Source organism: Granulicella sp. S190, assembly GCF_009766095.1.
Taxonomy (GTDB): domain Bacteria; phylum Acidobacteriota; class Terriglobia; order Terriglobales; family Acidobacteriaceae; genus Edaphobacter.
The window spans coordinates 370,877-387,322 of sequence record NZ_LMUD01000002.1; the positions used below are offsets into that span (position 1 = coordinate 370,877).

Genomic DNA, 16,446 nt, shown 5'->3' on the forward strand with positions numbered 1-16,446 from the left:
ACACACCCACGGCCGCTCCCTCTCGGTCATCCGTGACCTCATCAACGCCGCCTCCTTAGACCCGGCCATCAAGCAAACCGCAATCCACACCTTCGAGCTACTCGGCGCTTCCGAAGCCAAGATCCACAACGTACCCATCGAAAAAATTCACTTCCACGAGGTAGGCGCGGTCGACGCCATCGTCGACATCGTCGCCGCCTCCGCCGGCATCCACGCTCTCGCTATCGAAAAGTGGTACGCCTCCCCCATCAACGTCGGGGGCGGCATGGTCGACTGTGCCCACGGTCGCTTCCCCGTCCCCGCCCCCGCCACCGCCGACCTCCTCCGCGGCCTCCCCACCTACTCCGCCCACATTGAAAAGGAGCTCGTCACCCCAACTGGCGCAGCCATCCTTCGGACCATCGCTCCCACCTTCGGCCAGCAGCCCACCATGCGCGTCGAACACATCGGCTACGGCGCCGGCACTCGCAACCCCGCCAACTTCCCCAACGTCCTCCGCCTCAGCATCGGCGAAGCCGACCAAACACCGCACACCATCCCCGCCGAAAAACCCTCCGCAAAACCCAATCACCCTCACGACTCCGAAACCGTCACCGTCCTCGAAACCGCACTCGACGACCTCTCCCCACAGATCCTCGCCTACGTCTCCGAGACCGCCCTCGCACAAGGCGCGCTCGACGTCATGCTCACGCCCGTCATCATGAAAAAAGGGCGCCCCGGCACCCTCCTCACCGTCCTCTGCAATCCCTCCGACAGCCCTGCCCTCCAGCAGCTCATCCTCCGCGAAACCAGCACCCTCGGCCTTCGCATCCGTCAGGACAGCCGCGTCTGCGTCGATCGCCACCACACCCACGTCACCACACCCTACGGCGAAATCCGCGTCAAGATCGGCACCCTCGACGGCCAGGAGTGCAACATCGCGCCCGAGTACGAAGACTGCCGCGTCGCCGCTACAAAACACAACGTCCCCTTGAAGCTCGTTCAACAAACCGCCATCGCCGCCTACCTCAAATAGCCGGCACCCAGCCCTCTCGCACAAAGACGCATCCAACCATCAGGCAGCCAACCGCCCACGAGGAGCACACAGCATGGAGCGAAGAGACTTTCTCAAGACAGCAGCCGCAGCCAGCGTAAGCGCAGCGATCCCCGCGCAATCGCAAGCCCCCAGCCACCCCATCAAGCGCCCTGAATCCCCCGACATGATCTATCGCGAGCTCGGCACCACCGGCGAACGCGTCTCCGCCATCGGCATGGGCGGCTATCACCTCGGCAAACAGAAGGACCCCAACGAGAGCATTCAACTCCTCCACGCCGGCATCGACCGCGGCCTCACCTTCATGGATAACTGCTGGGACTATAACGACGGCATCTCCGAGGTCCGCATGGGCCAGGGCCTACGCAACGGCTACCGTCAAAAAGTCTTTCTCATGACCAAAATGGACGGCCGCACCGCGGACGAATACAACAAGCAGCTCGAGCAATCCCTGGGCCGCCTCCAGACCGACATGATCGACCTCGTCCAGTTCCACGAGGTCATCCGCATGGAAGACCCCGACCGCATCTTCGCCCCCGGCGGAGCCATCGAAGCCGCCATCGCCGCCCGCAACGCGGGAAAGATCCGCTACATCGGCTTCACCGGCCACAAAGATCCCGCCGTCCACCTCCGCATGCTCGAGACCGCGCAAAAGCACAGCTTCCACTTCGACACCGTCCAGATGCCCATCAACGTCATGGACGCGCACTTCCGCTCTTTCACCAAAGAGGTCATACCCGTCGCTCTCAAACAAGGCATCGGTATCCTCGCCATGAAGACCTTCGGCGACCACTTCATCCTCGCCAGCAACACCGTCCAGCCCATCGAAGCTCTCCACTACGGCCTCACCCAACCCGTATCCGTCGTCATCACCGGCATCGACAATCAGCAGATCCTCGATCAGGCCTGCGAAGCCGCCCGCACCTTCAAGCCCCTCGACCAGACCCAGATCAGCTCCCTGCTAGCCCGCACCGCCACGGCCGCCAGCGAAGGCAAGTTCGAACTCTTCAAGACCACCAGCCACTTCGACGGCACCGCCCAAAACCCAAAGTGGCTAGGATGAAGCCGCTAGGATAAAAAAAGCACAATAGTCTGACATCCGCGCCTCCAGCCTCAAAAAGTGACTACAAAACACCACCGAAGCACCAGGCTACGACACCAACCACCACGTTAAAACCACAGACTGCAGACCGCCACTTCACTCGGGTGCCCCATATCTCGATTTTGAGATGTGGGCATTCGCGAAGCGAACCAACTCATACTCCCACCACGAAAGTCCAAGCAACATCCAATGAACAAAACCACCCTCCTCGAACTCCTCGCCGCCGTCCAATCCGGAACAATCACCCCCACCACCGCCTCCCAGCGCCTCGCCGACATGCCCTACGAGGACATCGGCCACGCCCGCATCGACCACCACCGCACCCTTCGCCTCGGCCTCCCCGAGGTCATCTACGCCCAGGGAAAGTCCCCTCAGCAGACCACTGAGATCTTCACCCGCATGGCTGCCGCAGGCACCGACGTCCTCGCCACCCGCGCCAACGTCGAGACTGCCGCTATGGTTCTGGCCGCCCACCCAAAAGCCATCCACCACCCCTCGGCCCGCGCCATCACGCTCAGGCAATCCACTCAGGCAGACCCAAAAGGCCACATCGCCATCCTCAGCGCCGGAACCAGCGACCAGCCCATCGCCGAAGAGGCCGCCGTCACCGCCGAACTCTTCAACACAACAGTCACGCGACTCTACGACGTAGGCGTAGCCGGACTCCACCGCCTCCTCTCCGTCCGCGATCAACTCACCCAGGCTGACGTCGTCATCGTCTGTGCCGGAATGGAGGGAGCCCTCCCCTCCGTCGTCGGCGGACTCGTCGGCGTTCCCGTCATCGCCGTCCCCACCTCCGTCGGTTACGGAGCCAGCTTCGACGGCGCCGCTGCCCTTTTGGGAATGCTCAACTCCTGCTCCCCCAACGTCACCGTAGTAAATATAGACAACGGCTTCGGCGCGGCCTACACTGCCGTATTAATCGCACGAGCCTCGGTCCGCCGTAGCGGAACCGGGGAGGTATAGCCAGAGAGTCATTGGCAATCGTGTCGAAAGGCGGTCTCAAATGCTTCCGAATGGCGACAAACCATGGGCAAAAAAGCTCGCTGCCACCGTCATCTGCGTCACGGTTGTCGCTCTGATCGCCCTGACCTTCTTCCTTGAGAGCCGCAACATGCTACACATCCCTGAGATGGTTGGCATCTTTCTCCTCTTCCTCACCATCGTTCCACCAAACCTTGCCATCCTCTACCCCTGGATCCTCCCCAATCCACGCCCAACCAGCAACCACCACCCCACCAAATCACCCGTCCGCTAAACCCTATCCTCCACCTCCAGTACCGCAAGCCTCGCAGCCGCGGCCGACGACGCTCGGCCACAAAAACCAGCCACAACAACCGGTCACAAAGACCAGCCGCAACAACCGTCATCTCGACCGAAGCGGTTCACAGTCTCATCGTGAAGCGCGCAGTGGAGAGCCCCCCGCATTTTGTCTTAGCTTCGTTCTTAACACGTCAAAGCGCTCGTCTCTTGCGTCTGCCTGCCCCTTTGTTTGCCCTCCGTCGTTGCTTGCCCTTCTGTCGTTGCCTGCCCTTCTGTCCTATTGTCAATTCGAACCAATAGAAATCCACAGTCAACCGAACCCCGTCAACCCGGCCACAACAACCGGTCACAAAGACCAGCCACAACAACCGTCATCTCGACCGAAGCGGTTCACAGTCTCATCGTGAACCGCGCAGTGGAGAGACCCCCGCATTTTGTCTTGGCTTCGTTCTTAACACGTCAAAGCGCTTGTCTCTTGCCTCTGCCTGTCCCTTTGTTTGTCATTCCGCAGCGAAGCGAAGGAGTCTGCTGTTTTCCCACCATCAAAATCATCCTGAGTACCTTCGTTTGTCATCCGTTAAATTCGCGGTCGAAGTCGCCTTTGCCCTTTGCAATTGTTCTTGCGTTTTCCTGCCCTTTTGTTGTCATTCCTCAGCGAAGCGGAGGAATCTGCTGTTCCTTCCACCACTGTCAAGCCCTAAAGCTCATCAAATCCATCAAAATAATAGAGATAGCTGTGGCGCATGAGTTCCAGCTGACCAGCTACACTTAAAAAGCACGATAAAAAATGCATGTCGCGCCCAAGCTGCTCTTGGCCTCTAAACCACCTATTTTCAATATTTTAGCCTTAAACCCTTTGAATTGAATATTTTGCGATGCACCACTCCCTGTAAACTATAAGAAACAAAATACTTACGCGCAAAATACCCCCAAGGGGGAGGGGAGGGGGAGAAGGTCGACGAAAAAATGCAAAGACCTACTGGTTCACTCCGCTGGCAAGAAAACCGCCATCCACCACCAGAATCTCGCCCGTAACAAACGTCGAGGCATCGCTTGCAAGATAGATCGCCGCGCCCACCAGCTCTGAGGTCTTCCCGAACCGTCCCATGGGAGTCCGCATCAGCAACTCTTTGCCACGGTCACTCTCATCCAGCAGCTTCTGGTTGAGCGCCGTCCGAAAGACACCGGGAGCGATCGCATTCACGGTCACGCCCTGCGAGCTCCACTCCACCGCCAGGGACCGGGTCAACGCGCCAACCGCTGCCTTGCTCGCCGCGTACGCCGTGACCTCTTTCAGGCTCACGAACGTGTTCAACGAGGCGATGTTGACGATGCGTCCGTAGCCGCGCTCCAGCATATGCTTGCCGAAGATCTGGCAGGCCCGCAGCGTTCCCGTAACGTTCGTATCCATGATCCCGTCCCAGGTCTCCTCCGTCACGGTCAGCGTAGGCTCCCGCTTGATCTTGCCCGCACAGTTGATCAGGATATCGACCTTGCCGAACTCCTTCACCGTCCCATCCAGCAGCGCCTGCAGGGTCGCACGGTCGGCCACATCCGAGGCCAGCCGCAACGACCGCCGCCCCGTCGCCTCGATTGCCTTCGCCGCCTCATCCACCTGCTCCATCCGCCGCGAGCTCGCCACCACGTCTGCCCCCGCCTCTGCCAGCCCAATCGCCATGGCCAGTCCGATACCCGAGGTACCCCCCACCACCACCGCAGACTTACCACTCAAATCAAACAACGGATGCCCCATCGAATACGCCTCTTTCTCTCTCAAAAATCTTCTAAAAAATCAGACCTTCATAGCCGGTAACTGGACCAGAATCTCGCTCACAATCTGCTCAGGCGGTCGGTCGTTCCTGATCCGAACGGCATCGGTAGGGATCTCCAGCGTTGCAAGTTGACTCTCCAGCAATTTCCCGGTCATGAACTCATGCTTCCGCTCCGCGAGACGAACTGCCAGCATCTCCTTCGACGCCTCCAGCACCACAAAGCTTACCGTACCCTTCGGCATCCCCGCCTGAAGCGTCGTCCGGTAACTAGCCTTCAACGCCGAACACGCCATGACGCCGCTCTTCCCCACCGCATACCAGCCCTCCAGCACATGGTTCAGCGTCTCTAGCCACGGCTGACGATCTTCATCCGTTAGCGGATGTCCCGCAGCCATCTTCTGCTTGTTCGCCAGCGGATGGTAGTCGTCCGCATCCGCAAACACCGCATCTGTCCGCTCCGCCAGGAGCATCCCGATCGTACTCTTGCCCGACCCGCTCACTCCCATCAACACAACTACCATCTAGCAACACCCTCCAATCGGCACACCATCAGGCCTGGAAGCGACCCTCATAAGCCCAGAGCCCGAGACCAGGATTGGAGATGTAGAAGATCTCCTCCCCATCCACCATGTTCCAACCGTCCGCAAGCACGGCAGGGTCATACTTCGCCGTCATCTGCCCCAGATCGCCATACTCGAAGTGCACACCCTCAATCTCCTCCCGCGTCAGGTGCCCCGGGCAGTACCGAATGGTAAACCGCCCCTCGCTCGACCCATGAATAAGGTGGGCAGCCGCGCTAAGATTGCCGGCGAGTTGTGCATCCTCCTTGACTGCCTGAAGAGTACGGGGGGTACCGCAGTAGCCGTACTTTCGAATCAATACATCGATCGCTGCATCTTCGCCAAACTCGTGGACTCCAGGAGCAAGAACTATCAGTTCAGCACCATCGGCAAGCGCCATGCGAGTGCGATAGATGCTCTTATTTCCGAGCCAGGTGCTCTTGAACTCATGAGGATCGAGGAAGACAACTGCCTTCTTGATCTCGCGGTCCATCATCTTGAAGTTCACCTTGAGGCTGAGAGCTGCAGCTAGTTCGAAGCACTCTGCGTCATCACCAATGGAGAGGCCGCGAATGACCAGCCTCCCTTCTGTGTTCTTTGCTATTACAGTCTGCACGTAGACGATCGGGAGATGCTGAGCGAAGTGTTCGCTGGCGTAGTTGAGCACGCGGCGAACGGGGGTATCGGCGCGGCCCATCATGCGCTCCATCCCGTATACCGCGCCGAGGAAGTGGCTGCGATGAATGCCGATGGATCCTCCGGTGCCGACGAAGATGTTCTTGTTGTAGTTGGCCATCCCGACGACTTCATGCGGAACGACTTGGCCTATGGACAGGATGAGATCGTGGCCGCCGTCGCGCAGAAGCTTGTTGACCTGTGCGGGCCAGGTGTAATCGAGCTTTCCTTCGCTTACTTCGTACATGAACTCGCCTGGAACTTCACCCAGGGTGACGACGTCGTTGCGCCAGTCGTGGTTACGAAAGAGGGATCGCGGAGTAGCGCCGTACATCGTCGCTATCTCGTGATCTGTCATCGGTTTATGAGTCCCCAGGGCGGGGAGGATGCCGGTGAGTTTCTCTCCGTAGTACTGCCATGCCAACTCGGTGAGGGTGCCGCTCTGGGAGTGCATGCGAGTGAAGTCCGGTGGAACTGCAAGGACTTTTCTGCGTTCGCCAAGCTTATCCAGGGCCTGAAACAGGTTCGACTGTACTTCGGCGGGCGACATCTCTGTTGTTGGGCTTCCCGCAGCAAAAAAGAGGCTCATGGACTTTGATCTTACTCCCGGGTTACATAGATGCTTTAGGCTGACAGGTTCACTTGCTGAAAAAAATTCTGGGACCTTGCTGAGATTTTTTCCTCTGTTTTACAGGGTTTTTCGATGGGGGTTCCTGAAAAGGTGCGTTTTGGTGATGGTGTTTTGCTGGTGTAACTGTGGTGCGATGCATGGCTAACGTGGTTCGCAAGCCGCGCTTATTTCGTAGTCGAAAGATACGCCACGTCTTAGAACTTTATTTGTGGCCTTCCGCGTGCGTTAGAGCTTGTAGGCCTTTCTGACGAGGTTCACGGTGAGGTCCTGAATCACTTCAAACGCTTCGTCCTCGTCGATGCGATGCTCGGCCGCCAGACGCGAGAGAAAGGCGCAGTCGATGCGACGGGCTACATCGTGGCGCGAAGGGATGGAGAGCAGGGCGCGAGTGTCGTCATTGAAGCCGACCGTGTTGTAAAAGCCTGCGGTTTCGGTGGCCTGTTCGCGGAAGCGCATCATTCCCTCCGCCGAGTCGTGGAACCACCAGGGAGGGCCGAGTTTGAGTGCTGGGTAGTGGCCCGCGAGGGGCGCAAGTTCGCGCGAAAAGGTGGTCTCATCGAGGGTAAAGAGGATGAAGGTCAGGCGCTGATCGTTTCCGTAGCGATTGAGCAGGGGTTGAAGGGCGCGGACGTACTCCGTCTGGGAGGGGATGTCTGCACCCTTGTCGCGTCCGAACTTTTCGTAGAGCTTGCGGTTGTGATTGCGGAATGAGCCTGGGTGGAGCTGCATGATGAGGCCATCTTCCACACTCATCCCCGCCATCTCAGTGAGCATCTGAGCCCGGAAGTGCTCCTGCTCCTCCGGTACGGAGCGCCCTGAGATGATGCGGCCGTAGAGCGAGGCTGCTGCGGCAGGATCAAGATCTACAGTGAGTGCGGTGGGATGGCCGTGATCAGTTGCAGTCGCCCCCATTGACTTGAAGAAGGTACGACGGTTGCGGAGAGCATTGAGATAACCCTTCCAGGTGCCTGTATCTTCACCGGTGATCTCTCCGAGCTTCTCGATGTTGTTCAGGAAGCCTGCGTAGTCGGCATCGATCACGGCGTCCGGACGGAAGGTGGGTAGAATGCGCCCCTTCCAACCCGACTCCCGAATCGCTTTGTGGTATTCGAGGGTATCGAGGGGGGTGTCGGTGGTGGAGAGAACTTCGATGTTGAACTGCTCGTAGAGAGCGCGTGGGCGGAACTCCGGGGTCTGAAGTTTCTTTGCGATGATCTCGTAGTACTCGTCGGCGTTGTCAGGGCTGAGTCGCCTGGAGAGGCCAAACTGATTTTCGAAGGAGTAATCCAGCCACAGGCGCGTGGGGGTGCCGCGAAAGAGATAGTAGTTTTTGGCGAAGAGGCGCCACACCTCCTTCGGGTCGACCGAAGCTTGCCCTCCGTCAGCCTGGGGAATACCTAGCGACTCCAGCGAGACTCCCTGCGAGTAGAGCATGCGAAAGATGTAGTGGTCGGGCTGAATGAGGAGCGCCGCGGGGTTGGCGAAGGCTTCGTTCTCTGCGAACCAGCGTGGGTCAGTGTGTCCATGGGGAGAGATGATGGGCAGGCTTCTGACTGTCTCGTACAGTTTCGCGGCAATCGCCCGTGCTTCGCGATCAGCAGGAAAGAGCCTGTTTTCGTCGAGAATCATCCTTCATCACCTCGTGAGAGTGTCTAACCGTGTTTTCTTTGAGAACCCGGCCTAATGAGCGTATCAAAGATTTGGCCGTACCTCGAACAAATGGTGCTGCTCCGCAAAATCGGGCGTTGTGACGCTCTGTGGAGTCTTATCGGATCGCTAGATTGGGACAGACCAACAACTGGCTCCCTAGAGTAGACATCTAACCCGGTGACTGAGAGGAATGGATGACAACGATAGCGATCGTTATAGGAGTGCTTTGCGTCTTGCTTGCGGGGTGGTTTGCGGTAAGGCGCTTCCTCGCGAAGCGCGAAGTACAGGCAAGGAGCATCGACGCCGAAACGCTCTACAAACTGCTCGAGGATAAACAAGTTTTGCTATACGACGTTCGTCAGCCGCTGGATTTTCTTGCACACCCGGAGATTATTCCAGGGGCGAAGAGGATTGCGCCAAAGGACATCGAGGAACACACAGCGTCATTTTCCCGTGATCAGAACTCCGTCATCTATTGCACGGGAGGTGATCACGAGACCAGCCATATGGTCTTAGGGAAGGCGCGGGCGCTGAACTTCTCGCGGGTAAAGCTGCTTCGCGGGGGGATCGCCTCATGGAAGGAAAAGGGATATCCGGTGGAGGCGTTTACCGATTCGTTTCATCTCGACACGCCAAAGTAGACCGTGGCGGGAGCGCCTGTCTCGGCTCACCCCTCTTGCAGCTAGAGAACGCTCTTGACCTCGGCAACAAATGATCCAATGGGATTGGTCAGGGTGCTCTTTGCGATCGTTCCCAAGGATTCGCCACGACGGTACATGAGGTACGCTGCGACAACGCCAGAGATGACTGTGGCATACAGGATCAATTTGTTCACAGAATTCTTCGGTTCAACTTGCCGCTCTAATTCCATATCTTCTCCTTTGGCTGACTTCTGAATCCATAGGATGCAGATTCTACGAAGGTGGAACGAGAGCCATTGCGCTGCGGCTTTTTAAAGAAGAAAAGGCATCCCGAGGGATGCCTTTTCTCTTTGATGGCAGATGCTATTACGGGAGGTAGTAACGGAGGCTGGTGAAGACCATATTGTTGCTGGCCTTCGGCGCACCGTAAGTGGCAGTAGCAGATCCAAATGTGCCGCTAGTCAAACCGGACCAGCCTACCCGCTGAAGGTAGCTGTACTGCATGGTGTACTGCAGACGGCCGAATTTGGGGTTGTTGTAGAAGCGATATACGAACTCGCCGGTGAGCTCGGAGATTGCACGGGTTGCTCCCAAGCAGCTTGCGGCCGTGCCAGGGCTGTAAGGGGGGTTTCCGGAGACGCCGATGCTGCCAAGGCCGGAGGTTGGGGTTGTAGGCAGCGTCTCGATGCCGCAGCCAGCATTGGAACTGGAGATAGGTGCGTAGCCGACGAGCTTGCCGGCATCAGCACCTACAGTGCTGAGGTAGGTGGTGCGCTGTGCGTATTCCGTACCATAGTAAGCATCAAGATCGAGCTTCTTCTGCGGGTGAAGTTCGAGCGAGCCCAGGAACTGGTAGTTCTTGATAGGCTCGAGCGTTCCGTCGGGATGGGCAGTGACATCAGGCAAGGTAGAGGTGCCATAGCGGCCAACACCCGTGCCGCCGAGGCCGTGAAGGCCGAAGTCAGCAAAGTGGGTGACGGGAACGCGGACGTTAGCAAAGAATCCGCCGCCAACCTTCGTATTGTTGGTGCCACCAGCAGCAGATGGCGTGGCGAGAGTCTGGTTGGGATAGTAGCGATCACGGAACCAGCGACCCAAGCCGCCAGCCTCAAAGTGACCGTACTTCGCGTCGTAAGTAAACTTGACGATTACGTCTGGCGCGACGTTGTTGGAGTAGTTGGCAGTCAGGTTATAGAGACCGCCACCCGCACCAGCGTTTCCGATGAAAAAGTTCGCATTTGCGTTTGTGGCCGAGTAGATAATCTCAGCCTGCTCGACCGCGACCGCACCAGTAAAGCCACCGATCTTCTGCTGGAAGCGTACACCGGGCTGACGCTCCCAGCTGAAACCGACGTTGTACTGTGCGTCGATGGTAGCTGGCAGGTTCTCAGTGCGGTTATCCGTGCTCTTCTTGGTTTCGGTGACGAGTGACCACATCTGACCGCCAGTTACTGTAAATCCGCTGTTGGTTCCAGCCTGAGCGAAGATCTGGCGCTGGCGAAGAACGTAGCTGTTGCTCTGGTTTTCGTTGCTGCTGGCTCCTGCTCCGAGGAAGTCCGCTTCGACGTAACCTGCGAAGTGGAATGGTCCGGGGTTAGCCTGGAAGAGCGCACCGATTCTGCTCTGACGGCCGGAGAAGTTGAACTCGCTGGTGTTGGACTGAGCTGCGCCAGGGTAGGGGGTAGCATTGAAGGGAGTGTTGACATCAGCGTTGAGCGAGCGCTGACGATAGACTGATTCAGCCGCGAAGAAGCCTACCGGTGTGATGGCGACGCCCTTGTAGTGGATGGCCAGAGGCGATTCGAGTTCGTCTGAGATCGTCTTCTTGGTGTCGCTGATGGTCTGGGCGAGGCCGACGTTGGTGGTCTTGAGGTCGGTCACGGTGCTGTTCAGGCTGGAAACGGCGTCCGCGTTGGTCGAGACCGTGGTTGTGAGACTGTCAGCCTTGGCCGATGCGCTGGCAGCTGCTGCCTGGGCATCCTGAGCGGACTGCTGAGCGGTCGCGAGCTTCGCGTCCTTATCAGCATTCTGCTGTTTGAGGGCATCGATCTGCGCCTGCTGGCTCAGCATCTGCTCGCGCAGTTCGCGGATTTGGCGTGCCAACGGGCTCTCGACCGGGGCCTTCTTGTGAGCAGCCGCCTTGCCGGTCGTCTTTTTGGTGGCCGTGCTCGTCTGCGCCTGGAGCGATATTGAACTGATCACCAATATCGCGGCCATAGTCGCTCGTAGTTGCTTCGTCATGGAACCTCGCAGAAATTTTGAAAAGGCACAAGGACATCAAGAAAACGGGCCAGGCCTTGCAGGCCTCTCCAACTTTCTTCCTTTGCTCTTTGTTCCATGCTCACAAAGGTGTGTGAACGAGGAAATAATTTGTGCGGTATTCATGGAGAAAACACACTTCTCTTCGTTAATATTCGGTGAATGACAGGTGGTGTCGTTCGTGTTTGAGATGGATTTGGATACTGCAGATCGCGCAGAAGTGATTTAGGTTATCTCTATGTCCTCTCATCGCTTCGGTGCCCTGCTGGCCAGTTTTTGCCTATTCACTTCCAGCGTTTTTGCGCAATCGCCTCTTAAATTGATCCCGATTCCGCGTGAGGTTCATGCAACGGGGGATTTGGCGTTGTTGCACGGTGTTCGCATCCTCTGTGCAGCGCCTTGCTCTGCCGAGGATCAGTTTGCCGCAGATGACCTTGCGATGGCTTTGCAGGAGCGCGGGGTGCAAGCTGCTTCGGCGACGGGGGTTTCGATAGAGCTGGTGCGAGTTGGAGCTCACCCCGAGGCTCGGTTCAGCGACGAGATGAAGGCTGAAGGCTACATGATCTCGGCAAGCGGAGGCGGCTTGACGGTGATTGGGGATTCGGCGGCGGGAGTTTTTTATGGAGCGCAGACCGTCAAGCAATTGATTGAGGGAGATGGTGCACGCGCCGTTTTGCATGCGGCGAATGTGAGGGATTGGCCGGCGATGAAATATCGCGGTCTGGATGATGACCTGTCGCGGGGCCCGGTGACGACCCTGGAGTTTCAGAAGCATCTGATCCGGACGCTGGCTGCCTATAAGATCAACCTGTACTCTCCGTACTTTGAACACACGCAGCAGTATGCTTCGAATCCGCTGATGGCGCCTCCGGGTGGGAGCGTGACGGCGGAGGAGGCTCGAGAGCTGGTTGCTTATGCGAAGCAGTATCACATCGATGTGGTGCCGGAGCAGGAGGCGTTTGGGCACCTGCATCACAACCTGACGTGGGAGCAGTATCAACCGCTAGCTGAGACACCGCATGGCGCTGTACTGGCGCCGGGGCAGCCTGAATCGATTGCGCTGATCAAGCAGATGTTTACCGAGCTCGCTGCGCTTTATCCGGGGCCGTTTTTGCACATTGGCGCGGATGAGACGGTTGATCTTGGGTTGGGACAGACGAAGGCGGATGTTGATACCCGGGGACTCGCACCGGTTTACCTGGATTTTTTACAGCGGATCGTTACGGAGTTGAAGCCGCTCAACCGCCGCTTTTTGTTTTGGGGAGATATCGCACAAGACTCGCCGGATCTGCTGAAGGGGCTGCCGCAGTCCTTCAAGGACTCCACAATCGCGATCGCCTGGGTGTATAGCCCGGAGGCTCGCGGATACGATCGCTTCCTGACTCCGTTTACGAATGCGGGAATGGAGACGTGGGTGGCGCCGAGTGTGAATAACTTTCGCAAGGTTTATCCCAACAATAACTATGCGCTTGCCAATATTCAACGCTTCACGGCGGACGGCCAGCGGTTGGGATCGACGGGACAGTTGAACACGATCTGGAATGACGATGGGGAGGGTTTGTTCAACCAGGACTGGTACGGGATTCTGTTTGGGGCGGCAGCAGCATGGCAGAAGGGGGAGTCGTCGATTCCGGATTTCGAGAACTCCTATGCGCAGGTATTTCATGGTGACATGACCGGATATCTGAACGAAGCGCAGAAGGAGATGATGCTGGCACATGCGGTGCTGAAGGATCAGGCGAAGCAGGGCGATGGTTCGAACAGTATCTTCTGGTTGGATCCTATGTCGAAGGATGGGCAGAGGATCGGGGCGCAGGTTCTTCCGTATGTCCATGATGTAAGGCTGCATGCCGAACGTGCCTTGACCCTCATTGCGCAAGCACGAGCAGCTGCTCCGGCAGCGCCGCCGGTTTCGACGGGGCCCAAGACTTACGATCCTGCGGATTCGTACCCGAGTGCGTCTACAACCTTGCGCGAGACTGCTGCTATCGATGCGCTGGAGCTGGGAGCACGGCGGATGGATTTGATCGGACTTAAGTTTCAACTCTCCGAAGAGATCGCTGAGGGGTACCAACGCGCCTATGCGATGCAAAACACCACGGACAAAAAACAGCGCATGAGCGTGAGCCGTGAACTCTCGGATATCAACGGCGTCAATGGAAGGATTCAGGACTTCATCGACGCATACTCGCTCCTCCGCGATCTGTATGAGCAGGCATGGTATCGCTCGAACCGCGCCTATGCGCTGCGGCCTGTGCTGGAACACTATGACTACACGGTTGGAATCTGGGAGGGCCGCAGTGACCGGGTGCGAAGCGCGCAACGTCAATGGTCGGACAATCACACTCTTCCTCCGGCTGCCGATCTTGGCATACCGCCTCCGGCTCCAGCTGCAAAGTGAGTCTGTTTGGAACGGCGAGTACACGCAGATCGAAAAATCTGGCAATCTAGAAGATCATGTTTTCGACGGACGACCACGGCCCTTCATTAGGAATTGATTTCGGCACCACGAACAGCTCGATCGCTCTTGCGCGCGGCAACGGTGTGGTAGATCTAGTCTCATTCCCTACTTCGAACGCAACGACCGAGTCATTTCGCTCCGTGCTTTATCTGGAGCAGCAGAAGCACGCCAGCCGCACCCAGATCAAAGGATTCACCGGGCCGCAGGCGATCGAACACTATCTTTACGCCGAACACAGGGGGCGCCTGATTCAATCCCTGAAGTCGTATCTAACGAGCCGGACACTTACCGGAACCGAGGTGTTCGGACGGCGCTACACCATAGAAGATTTAATCTCGCGCATTCTTACCGATCTACGGTTGTCAGCGGAGCGGCAGTTTGGGCGTCCCATACTCCGCGCTACGGTAGGACGCCCCGTTCGTTTTGTTGGAGCAGACAGTGTAGAAGACGATGAATTCGCCGTGCAGCGGCTTCGACAGGCATTCCTTTATGCTGGTTTCGAGTCTGTCGAGTTTGAGATGGAGCCAATTGCGGCAGCCTACGCTTACGAGTCCACGCTCTATCATGACGAGTTGATCTTGATTGGGGACTTCGGCGGAGGGACCAGTGACTTCTCGCTGATACACGTGGGTCCCGGCGTTCGAGGACGTGGCCGAACAGCGAAAGACTTGTTGGGCAATAGCGGGCTCGGGCTCGCGGGTGACAGCTTCGACGCGCGGATTGTGCGTAAACTTGTCTCTCCCGCGCTGGGCTCGGACAGCTTTGAACGCTCCTATGCACAGGCACCAGATCGCCCAGGCAGCATTATCCCGGCGGCTCCAGCCTGGATTTACGCGAATCTCGAGCGCTGGCACTATCTCTCGTTTTTGAAGACGCGGAATGTGGCAGAGATCCTAAAGAGTGCTCGCGCCAGAGCTCAGGAGCCGGAGAAGATTGAAGCGCTGATCAATTTGATCGAGGAGGATCTTGGATATCAGCTTCATCAGGCGGTTCAGCGTTTGAAGGTTGATCTGTCGCGCCTCGAGTCCGCGGAGTTCAGATTCCGCGATGGCAGTATGGACCTAGTAGCCACTGTGGAACGATCAGAGTTCGAAGGCTGGATCGCCGAGGAGCTACAGTCGATTGAGAGTTGCGTCGATACGCTCCTTACCAGCAGCAATGTCTCTGCCCGAGAGATAGACCGTGTCTTTCTGACGGGAGGGACCAGTTTTGTTCCTGCGGTTCGACGCATCTTCGAGTCACGGTTTACCGCGTCGCGAGTCAGCACCGGAGATGAGTTTACGTCGGTTGCGCGCGGACTCGCCCTACGTGCTGAAGAGGCTCATCAGAGAGGCCGTTGATTCTTGCGGAGGAGTAGGCGCTGCGTTACGAGATTCGCTTTTCCGCTTCCCTTGCCCGCCATAGAGCGCCCTGGAGAGAATCAATGACGTCCTCCATGACTTTGACGCCCGGCGAGGAGGCCTTCAGGGAAGCTATCATCGCAGCGCGGACCAGCGAGATATGCTCCAGGATGCTGCCTGTGTAGGCTGCTTCAATCTTTCGCTTGCCACCGGACTCCTTCATCTTCAAGGCTACGAGAGCTACCTGCTCGGCAAGCTCTACCCCTGCACGCTCGAGAACTGCGATGGCAAGTTCATCGCCCGCCTCTGCACATCGCACGACGATGGGAACGAGAGCCGAGAGGTCCGGGCCTGGACGAACGTTGGCCATCTCGACGATTTCTCCGAGCGATTTAGCCTCCCAGAAGTTGCCGATCTCTTGAAGGAGTGTCGTGGCAATTCCACGGTCCTTGGCCCAGAAGCCGGCGCGTAGAGCCTCCTGCCCGATCCAGAAGCCGGAGCCCTCGTCACCTAGTGCAGGACCCCAGCCGCCGGCTTGATACATGGCTCCGTCGGCAGCGCGTCCGATAACGTTCGAGCCTGTGCCGGCGGCGATGAGAATACCTGGACCACCCCGGAAGGCGCCATCCAGAGCGATCTCCTGATCCCCTACAAGGTGAAGGTTACCGCTGACGAGGGATCCGACCTCGCGTTCAGCCCATTCGCGAACAGCGTCGATTGAAAGTCCTGCAAGTCCGATACAGGTTTGCGATATCTCGCCAAGGCTGACGTTTGCTGCCTGAGAGACCTCTTTCAGCATTGTCTGGAGGTGAGAGGTAGCATCTGCTTCGCTGACGCGCATCAGCTTTACGCTCCCCGCGGAAGCCTGCCCTAAGATCCTTGTCTCGTCCGCAAGGAGACATCGCGTTTTTGTGCCACCGGCGTCGATCGCCAGAAAAAAAGCCATAGGTGTAATGATAGGTCAGGTTGCGGCTGCGGGGCTATCGCAGGAGTGCAACCTTCGTTCAGATTGACTGACGAGATAGGCATGCTGCGTGCAGGCGCGCTGTCGCTATACAC

Annotated in this window: 14 protein-coding genes; 7 read left to right on the forward strand and 7 right to left on the reverse strand. The window is 57.8% G+C overall.

All coding sequences use genetic code 11. The features are described 5' to 3' along the window. The 4 genes from larC to GSQ94_RS01410 form a co-directional block, all read left to right on the forward strand. On the forward strand, nucleotides 1-1,015 hold a 1,015-nt coding region (larC, locus tag GSQ94_RS01395; RefSeq protein ID WP_254063522.1), incomplete at its 5' end, for a nickel pincer cofactor biosynthesis protein LarC. A gap of 73 nt (nucleotides 1,016-1,088) precedes the next feature. After that, nucleotides 1,089-2,096 carry an aldo/keto reductase gene (locus tag GSQ94_RS01400; protein WP_158941521.1) on the forward strand — a complete coding sequence of 336 codons (1,008 nt, stop codon included), beginning with the start codon at nucleotides 1,089-1,091 and terminating at the stop codon, nucleotides 2,094-2,096. A 228-nt stretch (nucleotides 2,097-2,324) separates the two neighbouring features. Beyond that, a complete protein-coding gene (gene larB / locus GSQ94_RS01405) occupies nucleotides 2,325-3,101 on the forward strand; it encodes a nickel pincer cofactor biosynthesis protein LarB (protein WP_158941522.1) in 777 nt (258 codons plus the stop codon). A 40-nt stretch (nucleotides 3,102-3,141) separates the two neighbouring features. Beyond that, the gene (locus GSQ94_RS01410) at nucleotides 3,142-3,393 is read left to right on the forward strand and encodes a hypothetical protein (RefSeq protein ID WP_158941523.1); all 252 of its coding nucleotides are present in this window, start codon (nucleotides 3,142-3,144) and stop codon (nucleotides 3,391-3,393) included. A gap of 981 nt (nucleotides 3,394-4,374) precedes the next feature. Here the strand turns inward: GSQ94_RS01410 and GSQ94_RS01415 are convergent. The 4 genes from GSQ94_RS01415 to uxaC form a co-directional block, all read right to left on the reverse strand. Then, nucleotides 4,375-5,151, reverse strand: a complete 777-nt coding sequence (locus GSQ94_RS01415) for an SDR family NAD(P)-dependent oxidoreductase (protein WP_158941642.1) — start codon at nucleotides 5,149-5,151, stop codon at nucleotides 4,375-4,377. Between the two features lie 39 nt (nucleotides 5,152-5,190). After that, nucleotides 5,191-5,691 (reverse strand): gluconokinase, encoded by a 501-nt coding sequence (locus GSQ94_RS01420; RefSeq protein WP_158941524.1) that lies wholly within the window; start codon nucleotides 5,689-5,691, stop codon nucleotides 5,191-5,193. Nucleotides 5,692-5,719: 28 nt separating this feature from the next. Beyond that, nucleotides 5,720-6,994, reverse strand: coding sequence for a lactate racemase domain-containing protein (locus GSQ94_RS01425; RefSeq protein WP_158941525.1), 1,275 nt, complete (start codon nucleotides 6,992-6,994; stop codon nucleotides 5,720-5,722). A gap of 267 nt (nucleotides 6,995-7,261) precedes the next feature. Continuing rightward, nucleotides 7,262-8,665 (reverse strand): glucuronate isomerase, encoded by a 1,404-nt coding sequence (uxaC, locus tag GSQ94_RS01430; RefSeq protein WP_158941526.1) that lies wholly within the window; start codon nucleotides 8,663-8,665, stop codon nucleotides 7,262-7,264. 215 nt (nucleotides 8,666-8,880) lie between these two features. Here uxaC and GSQ94_RS01435 point away from each other — a divergent pair, with 215 nt between their 5' ends. Further along, nucleotides 8,881-9,327 carry a rhodanese-like domain-containing protein gene (locus GSQ94_RS01435; protein ID WP_158941527.1) on the forward strand — a complete coding sequence of 149 codons (447 nt, stop codon included), beginning with the start codon at nucleotides 8,881-8,883 and terminating at the stop codon, nucleotides 9,325-9,327. A 41-nt stretch (nucleotides 9,328-9,368) separates the two neighbouring features. Here the strand turns inward: GSQ94_RS01435 and GSQ94_RS01440 are convergent, their stop codons facing one another. Continuing rightward, nucleotides 9,369-9,521 carry a hypothetical protein gene (locus GSQ94_RS01440; protein ID WP_158941528.1) on the reverse strand — a complete coding sequence of 51 codons (153 nt, stop codon included), beginning with the start codon at nucleotides 9,519-9,521 and terminating at the stop codon, nucleotides 9,369-9,371. A gap of 172 nt (nucleotides 9,522-9,693) precedes the next feature. Then, entirely contained in the window at nucleotides 9,694-11,544 is a 1,851-nt protein-coding gene (locus GSQ94_RS01445) for a hypothetical protein (RefSeq protein ID WP_158941529.1), read from the reverse strand. A gap of 280 nt (nucleotides 11,545-11,824) precedes the next feature. Here GSQ94_RS01445 and GSQ94_RS01450 point away from each other — a divergent pair, with 280 nt between their 5' ends. Further along, complete coding sequence (locus tag GSQ94_RS01450) at nucleotides 11,825-13,987, forward strand: glycoside hydrolase family 20 zincin-like fold domain-containing protein (RefSeq protein ID WP_158941530.1); 2,163 nt, start codon at nucleotides 11,825-11,827, stop codon at nucleotides 13,985-13,987. Between the two features lie 56 nt (nucleotides 13,988-14,043). Continuing rightward, entirely contained in the window at nucleotides 14,044-15,387 is a 1,344-nt protein-coding gene (locus GSQ94_RS01455) for an Hsp70 family protein (RefSeq protein WP_158941531.1), read from the forward strand. A 25-nt stretch (nucleotides 15,388-15,412) separates the two neighbouring features. Here the strand turns inward: GSQ94_RS01455 and GSQ94_RS01460 are convergent, their stop codons facing one another. Continuing rightward, nucleotides 15,413-16,333, reverse strand: a complete 921-nt coding sequence (locus tag GSQ94_RS01460; protein WP_158941532.1) for a BadF/BadG/BcrA/BcrD ATPase family protein — start codon at nucleotides 16,331-16,333, stop codon at nucleotides 15,413-15,415. Between the last annotated feature and the right edge of the window lie 113 nt (nucleotides 16,334-16,446).